The organism is Cohnella sp. AR92, from assembly GCF_003990975.1.
In the GTDB taxonomy this organism is placed as follows: domain Bacteria; phylum Bacillota; class Bacilli; order Paenibacillales; family Paenibacillaceae; genus Cohnella.
Genome location: NZ_RZJR01000005.1, coordinates 134,743 through 152,174 on the forward strand (window position 1 = coordinate 134,743; position 17,432 = coordinate 152,174).

At 56.7% G+C, this 17,432-nt stretch carries 17 protein-coding genes; 14 read left to right on the plus strand and 3 right to left on the minus strand.

The features are described 5' to 3' along the window. The first annotated feature begins 4 nt into the window (after positions 1 to 4). Positions 5 to 1,192: an EAL domain-containing protein gene (locus tag ELR57_RS09395; protein WP_126958779.1), complete on the plus strand. Its 1,188-nt coding sequence runs from the start codon at positions 5 to 7 to the stop codon at positions 1,190 to 1,192. A 300-nt stretch (positions 1,193 to 1,492) separates the two neighbouring features. After that, complete coding sequence (locus tag ELR57_RS09400; protein WP_126958780.1) at positions 1,493 to 2,194, plus strand: hypothetical protein; 702 nt, start codon at positions 1,493 to 1,495, stop codon at positions 2,192 to 2,194. Positions 2,195 to 2,527: 333 nt separating this feature from the next. Here the strand turns inward: ELR57_RS09400 and ELR57_RS09405 are convergent, their stop codons facing one another. Further along, on the minus strand, positions 2,528 to 3,277 hold the full coding sequence (locus ELR57_RS09405; RefSeq protein WP_158629973.1) for an HAD family hydrolase: 750 nt from the start codon (positions 3,275 to 3,277) through the stop codon (positions 2,528 to 2,530). A gap of 168 nt (positions 3,278 to 3,445) precedes the next feature. Here ELR57_RS09405 and ELR57_RS09410 point away from each other — a divergent pair, with 168 nt between their 5' ends. Genes ELR57_RS09410 through ELR57_RS09420 form a run of 3 tightly spaced genes read left to right on the plus strand, consistent with a single transcriptional unit; the run spans position 3,446 to position 6,603 of the window. After that, the gene (locus ELR57_RS09410; protein ID WP_126958995.1) at positions 3,446 to 4,447 is read left to right on the plus strand and encodes an ABC transporter substrate-binding protein; all 1,002 of its coding nucleotides are present in this window, start codon (positions 3,446 to 3,448) and stop codon (positions 4,445 to 4,447) included. A 30-nt stretch (positions 4,448 to 4,477) separates the two neighbouring features. Further along, a complete protein-coding gene (locus tag ELR57_RS09415) occupies positions 4,478 to 5,401 on the plus strand; it encodes an ABC transporter substrate-binding protein (RefSeq protein ID WP_126958782.1) in 924 nt (307 codons plus the stop codon). Beyond that, positions 5,398 to 6,603, plus strand: coding sequence for a phosphotransferase enzyme family protein (locus ELR57_RS09420; protein WP_126958783.1), 1,206 nt, complete (start codon positions 5,398 to 5,400; stop codon positions 6,601 to 6,603). Before ELR57_RS09415 ends, ELR57_RS09420 begins: the two co-directional genes overlap by 4 nt. On the opposite strand, the gene ELR57_RS27830 is transcribed toward ELR57_RS09420, so the two are convergent. Next, positions 6,594 to 6,761, minus strand: a complete 168-nt coding sequence (locus tag ELR57_RS27830; protein ID WP_158629974.1) for a hypothetical protein — start codon at positions 6,759 to 6,761, stop codon at positions 6,594 to 6,596. The two genes, ELR57_RS09420 and ELR57_RS27830, sit on opposite strands and share 10 nt — an antisense overlap. 68 nt (positions 6,762 to 6,829) lie before the next feature. Here ELR57_RS27830 and ELR57_RS09425 point away from each other — a divergent pair, with 68 nt between their 5' ends. The 7 genes from ELR57_RS09425 (at position 6,830) to ELR57_RS09455 (ending at position 13,286) form a co-directional block, all read left to right on the plus strand. Beyond that, complete coding sequence (locus ELR57_RS09425) at positions 6,830 to 7,582, plus strand: ABC transporter permease (RefSeq protein ID WP_126958784.1); 753 nt, start codon at positions 6,830 to 6,832, stop codon at positions 7,580 to 7,582. A gap of 5 nt (positions 7,583 to 7,587) precedes the next feature. Further along, the gene (locus ELR57_RS09430; protein ID WP_126958785.1) at positions 7,588 to 8,370 is read left to right on the plus strand and encodes an ABC transporter ATP-binding protein; all 783 of its coding nucleotides are present in this window, start codon (positions 7,588 to 7,590) and stop codon (positions 8,368 to 8,370) included. Positions 8,371 to 8,404: 34 nt separating this feature from the next. Continuing rightward, positions 8,405 to 9,256, plus strand: a complete 852-nt coding sequence (locus tag ELR57_RS09435; protein WP_126958786.1) for a MerR family transcriptional regulator — start codon at positions 8,405 to 8,407, stop codon at positions 9,254 to 9,256. Then, positions 9,249 to 10,082, plus strand: coding sequence for a sulfurtransferase (locus ELR57_RS09440; RefSeq protein ID WP_126958788.1), 834 nt, complete (start codon positions 9,249 to 9,251; stop codon positions 10,080 to 10,082). Before ELR57_RS09435 ends, ELR57_RS09440 begins: the two co-directional genes overlap by 8 nt. A gap of 138 nt (positions 10,083 to 10,220) precedes the next feature. Next, entirely contained in the window at positions 10,221 to 11,210 is a 990-nt protein-coding gene (locus ELR57_RS09445) for a right-handed parallel beta-helix repeat-containing protein (protein WP_158629975.1), read from the plus strand. Between the two features lie 186 nt (positions 11,211 to 11,396). Continuing rightward, positions 11,397 to 12,056 carry a type A chloramphenicol O-acetyltransferase gene (catA, locus tag ELR57_RS09450; RefSeq protein ID WP_126958791.1) on the plus strand — a complete coding sequence of 220 codons (660 nt, stop codon included), beginning with the start codon at positions 11,397 to 11,399 and terminating at the stop codon, positions 12,054 to 12,056. Positions 12,057 to 12,224: 168 nt separating this feature from the next. After that, positions 12,225 to 13,286 carry a hypothetical protein gene (locus tag ELR57_RS09455; protein WP_126958793.1) on the plus strand — a complete coding sequence of 354 codons (1,062 nt, stop codon included), beginning with the start codon at positions 12,225 to 12,227 and terminating at the stop codon, positions 13,284 to 13,286. A gap of 65 nt (positions 13,287 to 13,351) precedes the next feature. On the opposite strand, the gene ELR57_RS09460 is transcribed toward ELR57_RS09455, so the two are convergent. Further along, positions 13,352 to 14,278, minus strand: a complete 927-nt coding sequence (locus tag ELR57_RS09460; RefSeq protein WP_126958795.1) for a DMT family transporter — start codon at positions 14,276 to 14,278, stop codon at positions 13,352 to 13,354. A 117-nt stretch (positions 14,279 to 14,395) separates the two neighbouring features. Here ELR57_RS09460 and ELR57_RS09465 point away from each other — a divergent pair, with 117 nt between their 5' ends. Then, positions 14,396 to 15,838 (plus strand): aminotransferase-like domain-containing protein, encoded by a 1,443-nt coding sequence (locus tag ELR57_RS09465; RefSeq protein WP_126958996.1) that lies wholly within the window; start codon positions 14,396 to 14,398, stop codon positions 15,836 to 15,838. 334 nt (positions 15,839 to 16,172) lie between these two features. After that, positions 16,173 to 17,420 (plus strand): hypothetical protein, encoded by a 1,248-nt coding sequence (locus tag ELR57_RS28485; protein ID WP_158629976.1) that lies wholly within the window; start codon positions 16,173 to 16,175, stop codon positions 17,418 to 17,420. The last annotated feature ends 12 nt before the right edge of the window (positions 17,421 to 17,432 follow it).

A 17,432-nucleotide genomic window follows, 5' to 3' on the forward strand; every position in this document is an offset into this window, starting at 1 on the left:
TGGAATGGCGCTGGGAACTTACCCTGGGCTGAATGCACCTCTGGTCCGAGATAGAGAGACGACCTTGATCTATTATTATTGGAGCGGCCATTCGAGAAGGGGCTCCCTTGCGGAGTCTAGGCTGAAGCAGCAAGCCGAGCGGCTCGTTCGGGAATGCTTCGGGGAGATGCATCTTCCTTATCGGCTGGAATGGGCGCATGACGACTTGATACTCTTCTTCGGCGCGCCTAAGGAGCTAACCCCCGCTCCATATAAGCGTTCGCTCCTAACAGCAGCTCTGGCCTATAAGAAGAAGCTTGAGGAGACGCTGGCGCGGCGAAGCATGTCCGAGGACGTTCGGCTTCATGCCGGATGCTCGTTCGGTCTCATCAAGAGAGGACAAGGCTCGGAGCGGAAGCGGCACGAGATGCTGCGGGAAGCGATGCAGAGCAGCAACCATCCGGATGCGCTGGAAGACGCGCTGCGTATGAGCGAGTTGGAGTCTCTGCTGGAAGCAAAGGCGCTGCGATGCGTGTACCAGCCGATCATGGATATCCGCCAAGGACGCCCGCTCGGCTACGAAGCGCTGTCCAGGCCGCAGAACTCTTCCGCGTTCGCCGGGCCTCTCCCCCTGTTCGAATTCGCGGAACGAGCCGGCATGGATTACGCCTTGGATCAATTGGCGCGGGAGCAAGCCATCTCCGGCAGCGCAGGCCTCCATTCCGGGGAGAAGCTGTTCTTGAATCTAACGCCGCAAATCATTAACGATCCTCAATTTACTCCATGGCAAACATTAGCGCTGCTCAAGAAACACCGGCTGACGCCGGATCAGGTCGTCTTCGAGATTACGGAACGATCCAGCATCCAGGATTTCGGCTCGGTAGAACGGGTGTTGGCGCATTATCGCAGCCAAGGCTACAAGATCGCCATCGACGACGTCGGAGCCGGCTACTCCTCGCTTCTCTCGATCGTCGAGCTGAAGCCGGACTACATCAAAGTGGATCGCTCGATCGTGAGCGGCCTGCACGCGGATACCTACAAGGCGCACATTCTCGAGACGCTTGTCCTGACGGCGACCCGGATGGGAATCGGCCTCATTGCGGAAGGAGTGGAGACGGAGGAAGAATTGAACAAGCTAAGGGAGATGGGGGTGCATTATGCCCAAGGCTACCTGCTGGGACGACCGGGAGAGATTCGCCAGCTCCGGGCATAATAATTCTCTGGCAGCCTGGGACGTTTGCGGCACTATTCGGGTAACAGGGTCAATAGCTGCGGGGCATTGAAGAAAACAAAAGCAGCAAAACCTTTGCCAGCATGAGGAGCTTGTGGCGCACTACGGGGATGAGATGCAGCGGTTGCGAAGCATAGAAGCAAAAAACTTGCCGGCCCGAGTGGGTTTGTGGCACACTAGGAGCATGAGACAATAGCTGCGAGGCAAAGAATGCCCCGTTTCCTTCCCATTGGGTTGGAGGCGGGGCTTTGTGCTTTTCGTGGCATGGGGAGGGATACGGGAATGAGTGCGGCAGCGGAACAAGAGAAATGGATTGAGGAGCATATGAAGCGGAGGAAGGGCGAGCGTCTGGACGCGTTAAGACGCGGACATGGGTTCGGAAACCGATTGTTCGCGGAGAAAATATGGTGGGCGCTGGTTGGGCATTTTAATGGGCTGCATCCGGAATATGAGGTCAAGGACTGGCGAGGGAGATCCTACTTCGTCGACTTCATGTGGATCGTGGGGGCTTGGCGCATCGTGTTCGAGATCATGGACTTCGGCTCGCACGGCACGGATCGCAGCAAATACCGCAGCGACCTGAACCGCGGGCTTTATTTGCAATCCCACGATTGTATCGTCTTCTATATCTCTCTGGACGAACTGAAGGAGAACCCGGATTTTATCCTTGCTGCCCTGCGGAACGCACTTGCTCCTTACCTGTTGGCGGAGCGCGGCGCGGCGATGAGCACTAAGGGCACGGAGAGCAAGGAGAACCGCTTCTCCAGAATCGAGAAGGAGCTGATGCGCTCGGCCGTTCGCCGCAATCGCATCCTGCGTCCCTCCGAGGCGGCCAAAGAGCTGGGGCTTCATACGATGACGGTCATCAAGCACTGCCGCATGCTTGTAGACAAGGGGAAGCTTCGCGCCGTGGAGCGAGGAGCCTCTCGTCGCGTCACGTTCTACGAGTACATCGGCGCCTTGCAGAGTCCGGATCTGGTTTGACAATTCTCCGGCCACCGCCCCAGCAATTCCTTTAAGCCAAGCTAATGGATAAGCGTCTCCGATGGACAAATGGGGCCAATGGATATGAAATTTCGAATACATTTTCCTAAGAAATAGCCCAAATCGGCAATTGTATATGAAAAATCATATACAATCTGCCCTAATCCCGGGACGACCTGGAATTGGATATGAAATTTCATATATAATCGTTCATTTCGCGTATTTCCCTCGAATTGTATTCGAAAAATCGAATACATTGTTCGGCGAGGGCCGGGGCGTGTCCTAATAGACCGGCAGCCTCTCTTTAAGAGCAGGTCCGCCGGTCTCTGGGCATTAGTCCGATCGGGAGTGCAGAGACGATTTGCCGTTGACGAAGGAAACGATTGTCCTGTCTTGAAGAGCCCCCGCCAACCGCCGCTCCAAGCCCGCAAGATCCCACTCCCGATCGAAGAAGCGAAGGGGCGCTGAGCCTGCCCTGAGCTCCAACCCGCCGCCTCCGACGATAATCGGAACGAGGCTGTTGTCGAGCAGAGGAACGTCCGCGACCGCATCGCCCATGCTGACCGCATGAATGGCCCCCGGAGCTCGGAATAACGGATGCCGCAGAATTCTCTCTTTTTCCGCGCCGTAATTGCATTCGACCCGGCCGGTCAGCCTCCCCTCCCGCTCCTCCAGCTCGAAGGCAAAGATGCCCTTGATGCCCAGCCTCTCTCCGTAAGCTCTCAACACTTCCGCGGGAGCCCCGCTGACGAGATAGATTTCGATCTCATATCGGTGCAGCAGCTCGAGCACGGGAATGACATCTTCGAAAAGAAAAGGCTCGTCCGCGGGAACAAAAGTGGAGACGCAAGCCCGGTAGTCGACAGACGGAACCCCCTCAAGCGCGGCCGCGAAAGCCTCGCACGTTCGTATCGTATATTCGGCATAGGCGATCTCTTTGGCCTTGTAGCTTTCTCTCAGCCGCTCGAATTCGGCAAGGATTGCTTCCCCCGCCAGTCCTTCCTTCAAGAGATGATCCGTCAGTCCATAGATCGTGTATCCCCGGTGAAGCGTATTGTCCCAATCTATCAGCGCGTATCGCACGGCCGTTCCTCCTCCTGTTGCTGCTCGCAATGCTCCCATAATCGCACATTCTCCAAACAATTACTTGACCCTCCAGCTAGGTGGAGGGTTATTATTTTTTCAAATCACTGTAATTCAATCGGAATTTAAAAATTAAGCTTTCGGAAAAGGGATGGGATGTCACCGATGATGAAAAGAGCTGCGAAAGTACTGGCAATCGGCGGGCTGGCTGCGGGACTGTTGACGGCATGCGGCAGCGATAACGAGGAAACAAGCGGAGCGAAGACGGAACCGGTTACCGTCATTCTCGATTGGACGCCGAACACGAACCACACCGGCCTATACGTTGCTTTGGAGAAAGGGTACTACAGCGCGGAAGGGTTAGACGTCCGTATCGTCCAGCCTTCCGAAGGAACGACCGCGACGCTGATCGCGGCCGGCAAGGGCGACTTCGGCGTGAGCTATCAAGAGGACGTCACCTATGCGCTGACGAGCAAGGATCCGCTGCCGATCAAAGCGGTCGCCACGCTGATCCAGCACAACACCTCGGGCTTCGCCTCCCCCAAGGATAAGAATATCGCGAGCCCCAAGGACTTCGAGGGCAAGGTGTACGGCGGTTGGGGTTCCCCTTCCGAAACGGCGGTGCTGCAAGCCGTCATGGAGAAAGCCGGGGCGGACTTCAGCAAGCTGAAGCAGGTCGATATCGGCAGCGACGACTTCTTCGCCGCTACTAGCAAGAACGTCGATTTCGCTTGGATTTTCGAAGGCTGGACGGGGATCGAAGCGAAGAACAAAGGCGTGGAAATCAACTACATCGCGGCCAAGGATCTCGACCCTGCCCTCGACTACTACACCCCGATCCTGATCGCGGGAACGAAGACGCTGAAGAACGATCCGGAGAAGGTTCGCAAGTTCCTGAAGGCGACGGAAGAAGGCTACCAATACGCCATTGACCATCCGGAGGAGAGCGCGGACATTCTGCTGAAGAATGCGCCGGAGATCGACAAGACGCTGGCCGTCGAGAGCCAGAAGTTCCTGGCTTCGCAGTACATCGCCGACGCGCCGGGCTGGGGGCAGATGAAGGAAGAGGTCTGGAACGCCTATGCGGGGTTCCTCAAGGAGAAGGGTCTTATCGAGAAGGATCTGGTCGCGTCCGACGCCTTCACGAACGAGTTCCTGCCTAAGAAATAACATCCTATTAAGAAGAGGGAAGACGACTTCATGAGAAACGTAAAGGTTATGCTCGAGTATTTCTACCCTTGGACGAACTCGGCGGGCTTCTATTATGCGAGAGAGCAAGGCTGGTACCGGGAGTCCGGCCTCGACGTCGAATTCACCGTGTACGACCCCGGGCGGGGAGACACGCTTGCTTATCTGGCTCGCGGAGAGGCGGACTTCGGAATCTTCCCGAGCAATCGGCTGCTTGTCCAGCGGGAGAACCAACCGGTCGTCGTCGGCATCGCGGCGATCAATCACCGGGGAATGGAGACGGTGCAGACGGTTCGAAGCACGGGCATCCGGCGGCCGGCCGATCTGGCCGGCAAGCGGCTCGCAATGAACCCGACGCCGCGCGGGCTTGCCATGATCCGGCAGCTAGTGAGCGCGGACGGCGGGGATCCCGACGCGGTCATCGTCGTCGACGCCGGAACCCGCGAGCTGACGCCGGACGCGATCGCCGCGGGAGAAGCGGACGCGACCTTCGGCAGCTACTGGGCTTGGGAGATTCTGATGGACACGGCGGTGCCGGAAGAAGAACGCATCGTCTGGCCGGTGGACGAGATCGGGGCTCCGCCCTACCACAGCTACCTGCTCGGAACGCAGGAGGAGCTGACCAAGCGGGAGCCGGACGTCGTTCGCCGCTTCCTGGAAGCGACGGATCGCGGCTACCGGGCGGTCGCCGCCGATCCGCTCGCCGCGGTGCCGATCTTCGAGAAGGTCGCGCCTTACTTCCCGAAGAGCCTGTTCGAACGCTCGCTGCCGCTCATCGCCCCGACCTGGCTGCATGACGGAGCCTGGGGCGTTCAGCGGGTTGAGCTGATCGAGCCTTACGCGGAATGGCTTGCCGAGCACGGCATTCTTCGCGATAAGGATGGCTGGAGAACGGCCTATACGAACGAGTTCCTTCCGCAAGAGGCCGCAAGATGAGCGCGCGAGTTCAAGCGACGGCGGCGACCTCGGTTCAAGCTGCTGAGAATGCAGCGACAACAAAGGCGGTTCAAGCTCACGGCATGGGCACGGAGCTTGTCCGCCCGGACTGGGCTCCGATCACGCTCGAGGAGACGAACCTGCTGTTCAGCCGCTACTCCAATATCGGAGAAGCGACGGCTCTCGTCTGGCACAGCCCTCGCCCCTTCTCCAGCGCGACGATCGCGGAGACGCCGGACGGCCGACTGTTCGTGAAGCGGCATCATCATACGATCCGGGACGTCGAAGGACTGGTCGAGGAGCATCTGTTCATTCGCCATTTGCGGATGGAGGGCTTCCCCGTCAGCGTCATCTTGGAAGGAATGGACGGGGCGACAGCCTACTCGATGGACGAGTGGACGTACGAGGTTCACCGGCTGGCGCAGGGGGATGACCTCTACCGGGACGCCGTCTCGTGGAGCCCCTTCCAGCGGGAGGCCCACGCTTATGCGTCCGGCGTAGCGCTCGCCCGGATGCATCTCGCGGCGGAACGCTTCGACGCTCCGGCCCGAGCGGTTCGTCCGCTCGTCTCCAGCTTCTCGATCTTCGGCTCCTCCGATCCGCGCGAGGCCTTGTCGGCTTATATCTCCCGGCGCGGCGCGCTCTCGAATTACTTGCGGGGACGCACTTGGGAACGGGACTTCGAGACGGTTCTATTGCCGTTCCATGACCGCCTCTCCCCGCTTCTCCCGGAGCTGAAGCCGCTCTGGACGCATAACGACTGGCACTCGTCGAACCTGCTCTGGCGCGAGAACGAGCAGGGAACGAAGGTGGCATCCGTGCTCGACTTCGGCCTCGCCGACCGCACTAACGCCGTCTATGACCTCGCAACGGCGATCGAACGCAACGTCATCGACTGGCTCTCGCTCCACGAAGGCAAACAGGACGGCCTCGTCGCCTACGCGGACCTAGAGGCGCTTCTGGCCGGCTATGAATCCGTTCGCCCTCTATGCGCGAATGAGCAAGCAGCTCTAGGAGCAATGCTCCCTATCGTGCATGCGGAGTTCGCCTTGTCCGAGATCGACTACTTCGCGGGCATCGTGAAGTCCGCCGGCAACGCGGACATGGCGTACGACCTCTTCCTGCTCGGACACGCGGAATGGTTCCGGGGAGAGCACGGGCGGGAGTTAATCGGGTATCTGCGGAATAGAAGCTATCGGTAAAGGGTTGCGACTGCCACGAGCATTCGGTAGCAATATCCCTGCAGCTTCCTCAAATGTTCGCCATACGTAACGTACGTCATCTCCGATCGCACTCGTCCGTCTTCGCTAAGCTCGGCCGTAACCGCGCTGCCTCCGCCCCCGCGGATTCGTGTTGACAAGAAATCGTCCTCTTGCTAATTTATAAGTAAGCTTATCGGAATTATAAAAATTTAAGGCGTGACAACCTATGAATAGACTCATTCGAGCGGATCAACGGCTCTACCCGATCGTTGCCCTTCTGGCAGCCGTCGTTCTCTGGCAGCTGGTCGTGTCCCTGGCCGACGTGCCGATGTATATTCTCCCCTCTCCTCTGGATACGGCGAACGCCCTGTTCGAGGACTTCGGCGTCATCGTCGGCCATGTCGGCACCACCTTGTATGAATCGGTCGTCGGCTTCCTGCTGTCCATCGCGCTGGCATTCGCTCTCGCCATCCTGATGGACAGCTTCGCCGTCGTGAAGAAGTCGCTCTATCCCATCCTCATCGTCTCCCAGACCATTCCGACGATCGTCATCACGCCGATCCTGATCATCTGGTTCGGCTTCGGCCTTCTTCCGAAGGTGCTCGTGATCGTGATGGTGTGCTTCTTCCCCATCTGCATCAGCTTGGTCGACGGCTTCGAGAAGGTCGATCGGGACTACGTGAACCTGTTCCGTTCCTTCAAGTCGAGCAAGTTGCAAACTTTCCTGCACTTGAAGCTGCCCTATGCCATGGTCAACTTCTTCTCGGGGCTGAAGATCGCCGCGACCTACCTGATCATGTCGGCCATCATCTCGGAGTGGCAGGGCGGGACGAAAGGCATCGGCGTCTACATGGTAAGAGCCAAGAGCGCCTATGCGCTCGACAAAGTGTTCGCTTCCATCCTGGTCATCGTCCTGATCAGCATCGTGCTGATCTCTCTGATCAACTGGATCGGCAGACGGGCAACTCATTGGAGATAGAGGTGATGGCGTTGCATGCGATACAAGCGGCGCAAGAGCAAGTTCGCGCGGAGAGCGCGGTCCTCCGCCATGTCGGCGAAACCCTGATCTCCCTGGACCGCGTAAGCAAGAGCTTCGGGGAAGCGGAGGTGCTGAGGGACGTCTCCCTTCGCGTTCGCAGAGGCGAGTTCGTCTCCATCCTGGGACCCAGCGGCTCCGGCAAAAGCACTCTTTTCAACCTGATTACGGGACTACTGAAGGAGGATAGCGGCGAGCTGTCGGCGAACGGGGAGATCGGCTACATGCAGCAGAAGGATCTGCTGCTCCCTTGGAAGACCGTCATGGACAACGTCACCCTCCCCCTTCGGTTGAAGGGAACCGACAAGAAGCTCGCTCGCGAGCGGGCGGATGCGCTGATCGATCGGGTCGGCCTGCGCGGTTATGAGGACCGTTACCCGAGCCAGCTGTCCGGGGGCATGAAGCAGCGGGCGAGCTTTCTGCGGACGTTCCTCGCTTCCGGCGAGATCATGCTGCTGGACGAACCGTTCGGGGCGCTCGATTCCATGACCAAGGGCGGCATGCAGACGTGGCTGCTGGAGGTCCAAGAGGCGTTCGGGGCGACGATTCTGTTCATTACGCACGATATCGAGGAAGCGATTCTGCTCTCGGACCGAATCTATGTGCTGTCTTCCCGGCCGGGCGTGGTCAAGGATGAGCTGACCGTCGGCTTCGGGCTCGGCGACAAGCGGGAACGGCTGCTCGACCCGGAGCTGCTGCGGATGAAGGAAGCGATCAAGAAGCTGCTATAACCGGTTGGAAAATACATCGTTAGGGGGAGCAAGCATGGCGGAATGGCATACGATCGGAGAAGTGTCGAAGCTGTGCCGGATTCCGATCCGCACGCTGCGCTATTATGACGAGATCGGGCTGCTGAAGCCGGATCGCCTATCGCCGGACAACAACTACCGCTACTATTCCAAGGAAGGCCTGCGCAAGATCCCCCTGATCAAGTATTACAAGCAGCTCGGCTTCAAGCTCGAGGACATCGGGCGCATGCTGGATCGCCAGAACTTCGACGTGCTGGAAGACTACATGGCGAAGGAGCTTCTTGTCGTCGAGCAGCAGATGGCGGAGCTTCAGAAGAAGCACTTCGCCATCAAGGAATGGCATCGGCTGCTCAAGCAAGGAGAATCGCTGCTGGCCGAACCGCCCAAGGAGAAGGAGATCCAGATCGCAAGGTTCCCCCTCTACCGCACGATGTCGTTCCGCTACGAGGTCAAGGAGCAGCAGGCCTCGGACATGGAGGTTCTGTACAGCAATCTTTTCGTCGAGTTGTGCCATCGCCATAACCTCTTCGCCTACGGCCCGTTCATGCTGTACTTCGAGGACTTCGGGCGGCGCGTGAACCATACGTTCACGGGCGTCGACTGCTACACCGCGGTCATCGACGACGAGTCGAACGCGGGCTTGACGACCGAGGTCGGCGGCTTCCAAGCCATCAGCGTCGTCCATCGCGGCGACTATCGGACGATCGGCCAGACCTATCGCGAGGTTCAAGAGTGGGCGGATCGGCAGGAAGTCGAGCTGCAGGGCGCATCTTACGAACGTTACATCATCGATCCATGGAGCACGGCGGACAGCGACAATTACGTCACGGAGCTGATCCTGCCGATCGGAGGGAATCCACATGTCTAACATCATCGCGGTATCAGAGGCAGCAACGCATCTTGGAAAATCGAACGTCGTCTTCGCCGACGTTCGTTTCGTGCTGGGGCAGCCGGAGGAGGGCCGAAGAGCATACGAGGAGAGCCATATTCCGGGCGCTGTCTTCTTCGACCTGGACGCGGACTTGTCCGGTCCGAAGCAGAAGCACGGCGGCGGCCGCCCCGTCCCGCCCCTGGACGAGCTCGCCCGCAAGCTGGGCGCGGCTGGAATCGGCGATGACACGGACGTCATCGTCTATGATGATCAAGGAGGAAGCATCGCCGGCCGGCTCTGGTGGACGCTCAAGTACCTCGGCCACGAGCGCGTCAGGCTGCTGGCGGAAGGCTTCTCCGGCTGGCGGGATGCGGGTCAGCCGGTGACGGATGAGCTTCCAGTTCCAGCGGGTAAGGAGTTCGTCGTTCGCACGAATGAAGCGATATTCGCGGACATTGAGGATGTGAAGGCTGGCGCAGGCAAAGAAGGTCACGTGCTGATCGATTCAAGGAAGCCCGACCACTTCACGGGTGAAGACACCAGTAAGTACGCCAAAGCCGGCCACATCCCCGGCGCGATAAACCGCTTCTGGGAAGCCGGCTCCCCCGGCGGCATCTTCCAGAGCGCAGAGGTTCAACGGGAGCGCTTTAAGGATCTGCCAGCCGAATCGGAGATCATCGTCTACTGCGGCGGCGGGGTAACGGCTACTCCTAATGTGCTGGCTCTGACGGAGGCTGGTTACAAGAATGTGAAGCTTTATGTCGGGAGCTGGAGCGACTGGACGTCGTATGACGAGAATCCGGTGGCGGTGGGGGAGGAGTAAATGACGGCGCAGGGCAATCCCCTGCGCCGTCTTTTTTTGTTCCGCAAGCGAGTCGCAAATAGGCGATTGTTCCATGCGATTCTTAACGCCTTTGAATTTATTATAGGCAGGAATGGATTTATGGAGGCGAAAGCGCGCATGGCGATTATCGACGTGTATCCCGGCAGTCCGACGGCCATACAGGACGCGGTTGCGGCGGCGAATCCGGGCGATGTGGTTCTGGTGCATAAAGGCGTTTATTCGGAACGCGTGCGGCTGTCGACCGACCAAAGCAATGTTCGCATCGTGTCCCATCGGAAGAATCTCGCGATTCTGGACGGAAGGCACGCCTTGTCTGAGGCATTCGCGTTAGACAACGTCTTTGGAGCCGAAATTTCCGGCTTTGCGATACGAAACTATCTGTCGAGCGGCATTACGATTGCTACCGGCAAGTCCAATCGCGTGATTCGCAATTGGATAAGCGCCATTAGCGGCGGCAGCAACCCGACTGGCCTATCCGTCGAGCAATCCGTCGGCAACCTGTTAGCGAGAAATACCGTAGTGCGAATCGGCAAAGCCGGATCGGGCATAGGTACGGGCATTCGGTTAAATGGGAGCACAGGGAACTGGACGATCGATAATTGGATTCGAAGAAACTCCGCCCATGGGATCGAAATAAGCGGCAGCGGCCATAACGCAATATCGGGCAACCGGATATTCGGCAACCGCGGCGAAGGCATTATGCTGAACGAGCTCGACAATACCTTGATCCTGGGCAACCGCCTCGTCCGCAACGGCAGCAATGGCGTTAACAGCCAGGGCACGAACAGTTTGATTTTGAATAGCACCATCATGGGTAACAGACAGAACGGCATCCTATGGAATTCGAACTACGGCTTTGCGGGATTCAACGAGATCACGGACCAGCGTCAAAGCGGGATCAACGTCAACTCGGATTTCAACGATATCCAGGCCAATCGCATGGTGCGGAACCGACTCTACGGCGTTTTTATCCGCTCCGCGCATAGGGCCAACTTCTTGTTCCGCAACCGATTTAAGAACAACAAGCCCCGCAATATCAAAGACGAGGGCGAGAACAATTCGATTATCCCAAACCGTTTACACGATGATCGAGCCGCCCGCCGATAAAATCGCCCTTCAAATACCTGGCTGGAAAATGATAAAATATGGACATGCAAGCCGCAATGCTCAGTCACGCCGGATCACCCCTTGAGGTGAGTGAGGTTTACAAAATAAACAAGGAACGTGATCGGGATATGGTTAAAGCAGTCGATTATCCCTCCTAGAATAATAAAATTTTAGGAGGGTAAAAAAATGAATTTTAATCGGATCGATATGGATAGTTGGGCCCGAAAGCCTTATTTCGAACATTATTTAAACCATGTTAGATGCACCTACAGCATGACCGCCGATCTCGATATCTCTTTGTTGCAGGCAGAACTGAAGCGCACGGGAATGAAGCTATATCCTGCTTTGATTTACATGATTACGACAGTGGTTAATCGCCATAACGAATTCCGAACGTGCTTTAATTCGGAGGGTTTGTTAGGCGTTTGGGATCGGATGTCTCCTAGCTTCACCATATTCCATGAGGAGAGCAAAACCTTCTCAAGCATATGGACTCCGTTCAGCGAGGAGTTTCAGACGTTCTACGGAAGTTACCTTCTAGAGACCGAAAAGCATAAGAATGCTAAGCAGCTTTTCCCTGACACGAACGAGCCTTCGAACACCTTTCCGATCTCCAGCATTCCGTGGGTTAGCTTTACTGGGTTCAACCTGAATGTTTACAGCGGAGGAGATTATTTGCTGCCCATATTCACGATTGGCAAGTACCATTGCCAAGATGAAAGGGTTTTGCTGCCGTTGTCGGTGCAATTCCATCATGCCGTTTGCGATGGTTACCATGCAGGCTTAATGTTTAATGAGCTTCAAGAATTGTCGGTGGATTGTAAGGGCTGGTTAACAGGTAAGTAAGCACACCAAATAAAACGTTCAACGGGATGCTAGTCACGTATCGTGGCTTCATCCCGTTTGTGTTTACGCCACTAACGGCGGCTTGAAGCACCATACCACCGTACATTATCTGCATTAATTTGTTAATATAATGAAATAACGCTGCTATTCTCTTGAGGAGAAATATAAATGCCGAAGTGGATCGTCCTTCTGTTAGCGGGAATTTTGCTTTTGTCGGGTTGCAAGGATTCTAATGTTCAAAAGGAAACGGCTGTGCAAGAGGAGACAGCTGCCCCAAGCGTTACGGCTGTCAGTCAATCAACACCGGAGCCAAGTGAGAGCCCGAATCCTGTGCCGACCGTGCCGGATTCTTTCCGGAAATACTACGATTTCGTAGATGGGGAACATTTAGGAAATCTTATTTTCCACGCAAAAGAAGACTTAGATGGGGATGGAACGGACGAGATTATACTCGCTTTCGGATGGATCAGCGAAGAAGACCCCCTGGACTCGTGGGTATCGGACCTGGTCTTCCTGAGAGAGACCGACGGGCAGCTCACGAAGCTTGGCGATAATTGGGCCGCTCAAGCCTATGGTATCTATAAGGTAGAATTGATTCGTTTGCAGGGCTCCAATAAGAAGTACCTTTGGTGCGGCCTCACGAACGGAGGATGGTTAAAGGGCGTTCAAATTATCGAATTCCAGAACAGCGAACCTCGGGAGCTCTTCTACATCGCGTCGGCAACCGGATCCGGAGAAGAAACGTTGACAGACGACAACCAAGACGGGTACTATGACGGCCTTATCAGCGACCGGAGCAGTTACGATGTTCTGTACTACGAAACCCAACGTTATTATCGGTGGACAGGCAAGGAATTCGTTTACGTCTCGACGCACACGGATGTTGGCGAATATCCGGGCTCCGTAAAAGAGACCATTCTGCAATATCTGGCACTTAGAGTTCTGAATATCGAGTATTCGCCCGAGATAGATGCAAGGTTAGCCGAGCTATGCACGGACACGGAAGCAGATCAAGCCGAAACCGCCCCAGACGTCTGGACGTCCTCTCTATTAGAGTCAATCCTCGAGATAGGCGACACGATCGATTTTCAGATCAAGGAGGCAGCCGATGCGGCGAATGCCATCGTGACTCTTAAGAGCGTCGAGTCCGATGAGCATATTGTCTTTACGTTTGATCTCCTCCATTCCGACGGGAAGTGGGTCATCGATCGTCTCGAACAATTGGAATGACTCTGAACGGGATGCTAGTCACGTATCGTGGCTGCATCCCGTTTTGTTTACGTCAATAATGGCAGCTAAAAATCTCGAGCCTCATAAAGCGCTTCCGTCCGCTTGCGAAGAAGCGGTCCCAAGCTGGACGCATTCGCGAGAATGGTGCCGATGATAACCGTCAACACTCCGGCAAGCGACAGCCACGTTAAGGATTCCCCATAGAACAGCGCTCCGATGGCAAGAGCGATGATGGGCGAAACGTACAGCCAGGTCGATGGAAAAACGGGATTCGTCTTCGAGACGAGCCAGTAGAACAGGCTGTGCCCCACCATCGAGCCGATGACGATCAGATAGAACAGCGGGCCGAGTCCCTTCCACGTGAACAGCGATTCCGCCCGGACATGCTCCGTAAAGGCAGACAACAGGAGCAGCAGCAGCCCGCCGTACATCATTTGGACCGCGTTGTGGGCGATCGGCGACTCCTTCGAATACCTCTGAGTGACGGGCTTGGAGTATAGCGTCCCCACGCAATAGGCCAGCTCGCCGACCAGGATTGCGGCGCAGCCGATCAACCACTTGGTCCCCGAAGATACCGTGAGGCTCGGAAGCATGATCAGCACGATGCCGGTGAAGCCGACCAGGCAGCCGATCGCGGTGATCCTTGACGGTCTCTGCCTCAGAACCAAGGCTTGGAGGACAAGAATAATAAGCGGACCCGTAGCGGACAAGACCGCCGCGATGCCGGATTCGACGAATTGCTCCGCCCAATACAACGCGGAGAACGTTCCGAACGTCATGCAAGCGCCGATAATCGCGAACTCTTTGCGCCACAGCAGCCTCCAATTTGCTTTTCCCCGCCCAATCATAAACAAGAACAGGATAGCGCCCGCTGCCAGAAAGCGGACTCCGGCCGAGAAGAAAGGCGGCACGGATGCATCGACGCCGATCCGGATCGCCAGGAAAGTCGTTCCGAAGATTAAGCAGATAAGCGAATAATTGAAGATGATCATGTTTATTTTCCTCCCCTATGCTGTATCATAATCGCAAGGGAATAGAACAGTTGACCGGGCATAGAACAGATGGCCGAGATATTCGGTAAACTATTCGTAGCTTAAGTGAGGGTGGGGATCGCGGTGAAGACTCTATCGGCTGATAGCCAGTCCGACAAATATGCCCAAGCGTATCATTACATAGCCGATCGGATCGATCGCGGCGAATGGGGCGCGCATGACAAGCTCCCTTCCGTCCGAATCCTCGCCCAAGAGTTGGGCATGCACCGGCTTACCGTTTTTCGCGCGTATCAGATGTTGAAGCAGAACGGAATCGTCTATGTGAAGGAGAAGTCCGGCTATTACGTCAGTCCTTCCGCCAAGCAGGGAGCCGATCCGTTCGAGACCCAAGCGAATCGGCCGGTCCCCTCCTCCAATCGGCTGAGCAACAGCATGGCCTCCATTCAGCAGAAGACGGCAGACTACCAGCTCTCCCAAGCGCTAATCGATCCCAATCTGCTGCCGAATGCGTATTTATCCGAATACGTGAAGCGAGTGTTCGACCTGTATCCGAAGATGATCGGTACCTACTCGACGCCCCAAGGCGACCAGGAGCTTCGCGAATCCCTCTGCACGCACATAAGCCGGCAGTTCGGCATCCCCGTAACGGCGGAGGCAATGACGATCACCACCGGAGCGCAGCAGGCGATCGACCTGCTTGCTCGTATCTTCGTGCGGCCGCTGGATGCCGTATTGATCGAACGCCCGACCTACAGCGCCGCGATCGATATCTTTCGCCAGCACGGAGCGCGGTTCCTGCCTGTCGAGATCGGCCCCGACGGGTACGACTTGGAACGGGTGCAGGAACTGATGGAACGATGCCGGCCCAAACTATTCTATTTGAACCCGACGTTCCATAATCCCACGGGCTTCACGGTACCCGCCGCCAACCGCAAACGCCTCGTCGAGCTGGCCGAACGATACCGATGCCTTCTGATCGAGGACGATGTGTTCCACGACATGTACTTCGGGCAGCCGCCTCCCCCGCCCCTTTACGCGTACGATACGGAAGGCTGGGTCGTTTACCTGCGCAGCTTCAGCAAGTACGTGGCTCCCGGTCTGCGCATATGCGGCGTCATCGGAAGCAAGGCCGTCACGGAGCAATTGGCGATCGCCAAGGCTCTGGCCGACAACGGCACTCCGCTCGTTAACCAGAAGCTGTTCCTGCATTACTTCCAATCCGAACGGATGATCCAGCACATCGAGAAGCTTCGTACGGCGCTGCAGCTCCGAAGAGACGTCATGGAGGCGGAATTAGCCGGAACCGGTTGGCAGTGGAGCAGCCCGAACGGCGGACTCAATCTGTGGATCCGCCTGCCCGATTCGCTGGACGGAAGCCGTCTACTTGAGGAGAGCCTTCGGCAATCCGTCTCCTTCGTTCCGGGAGAGATATGCGATCCCCTTGGACAAATGAAGTCTTTTATCCGGTTGAGCTTTTCTTACATGAATGAGATTCATATCAAGGAGGGGATTAGGCGGTTGCGGGAGGCGGCTAGCAAAGGAATGGACAGCGACAGATAACCTAGAAAGATTGGACATTTGACCGAAGGATATCCATCCAATCATGGGGACCTATCCACGTATACCCTATAAGGACAATAGTCGCGATAGGAGGGGCTGGGGTGGGTACGATTCGTAATAAGCGAAGAATTTGCCTCAAATCGCTGAATGCCTCCATCAGGGAAGTGCAGGAAGCCATTCGGTTCTTGGAACGCGCAAATACCGATCAAGCAGAAGCTGAAATCGGCGATTCGATTGTAGACATCTCAAGGACGCTCCGTTGTTTAAAGTTTAACGCGCCGCCTTCGAGGCCGAAGATACCGAAGAGGAAAATGGTCTTGAAGAGGCGATGCAGGTGAGCAGCCAGCTTACGAGCGTCCAGCAGCTTAAGCAAGCCCTTGTGGAGTTGAAGGAAGCAAGGTATCTCTTGCATCGCAACCGGGTAAGGCCGGCCGAGAGAGAGATTGTGGACTCCTTGGCCTTTCTCGGGAAGGCTCTGCGGTCCATTCAGCAGGAATTCGGAACAATCGTTACCGCCTTCCGGTTCACCGGAGGTCTTCAAACCTTCACCGCTCCTTCCGATGGCACCATCATCATCCAAGCTGTTGGAGCCGCTGGCGGCGGAATCGAGGATGAATACGGAAATATCGTGAAATCCGGCGCTTCCGGCGCTTCTCTGCAAGGCGACTATCCAATCTCAAGCGGAACAACGTTGGCCATACTGGTCGGCGGTTCGGGCGGTGCAAGTCGCAGCGCAGGCGGCGGGGGCGGCGGATCGTTCGTCTGGACGGGAACTTCATTTAGCGACCTTACTGAAGCCACATTGCTTATCGCCGCCGGCGGCGGAGGCGGCACTTCCGCTTCGGGTGGAACAGGAGTCAACGCAGTTGTAACCCTAGAAGGAACGGCTAGTACGGATGGAGATCCAGGAGGCACTCCTGGCAATGGCGGGAGTGCCGGTTCTGTTTTTCTAGACGAAGGCGGCGGGGGCGGCGGCGCTGGAATATTGACAAGCGGGGGTACTCCCGGCGGCCTCGAAGGCGGAACCGGCGGTACGGCTATAAACAGCGGCGGGGGCGGCGGAGGAGGAAGCGAACCAAGCGCCAGCGGCGGATTCGGCGGCGGGGGCGGAATGGGCGGCGGCGCTGGGGGCGGCGGCGGCTATAGCGGCGGCGGTGGAGGAGGTTCTGCCAAAGGCGGCGGCGGGGGCGGCGGGGGTTCATTCAATATCGGTGCTTCGCAGGCTAATGCCGTTGGTGTCGGGAACGCAGACGGGTTGGTCACGATAACATTCGTCCCCTGCAGCATTAAATTGACCATTACGAAGACGACCGCTTTAACTTATGCAATCAGCGGAACCGTGTCGGTATCGGGTGCTCCCATACCCGGAATGCCTGTAACCTTTACACCATTTCCGGGTTCATTCCTGCTATTGTCCATTGCCCCGAATCCAGCCATAACCGACGCTTCAGGGAACTTTGCGGCCACGATGACCTTCTCGAGCGTAGAGCCGAAATTATTCGGCTTTATCTCCTTGGAAGCCTCCGTATTGTTTGATGGCATAACCGTCTCCATTCGCCAGAACGCCAGTTCACCGGGGTAAGTGCGGGCGTAA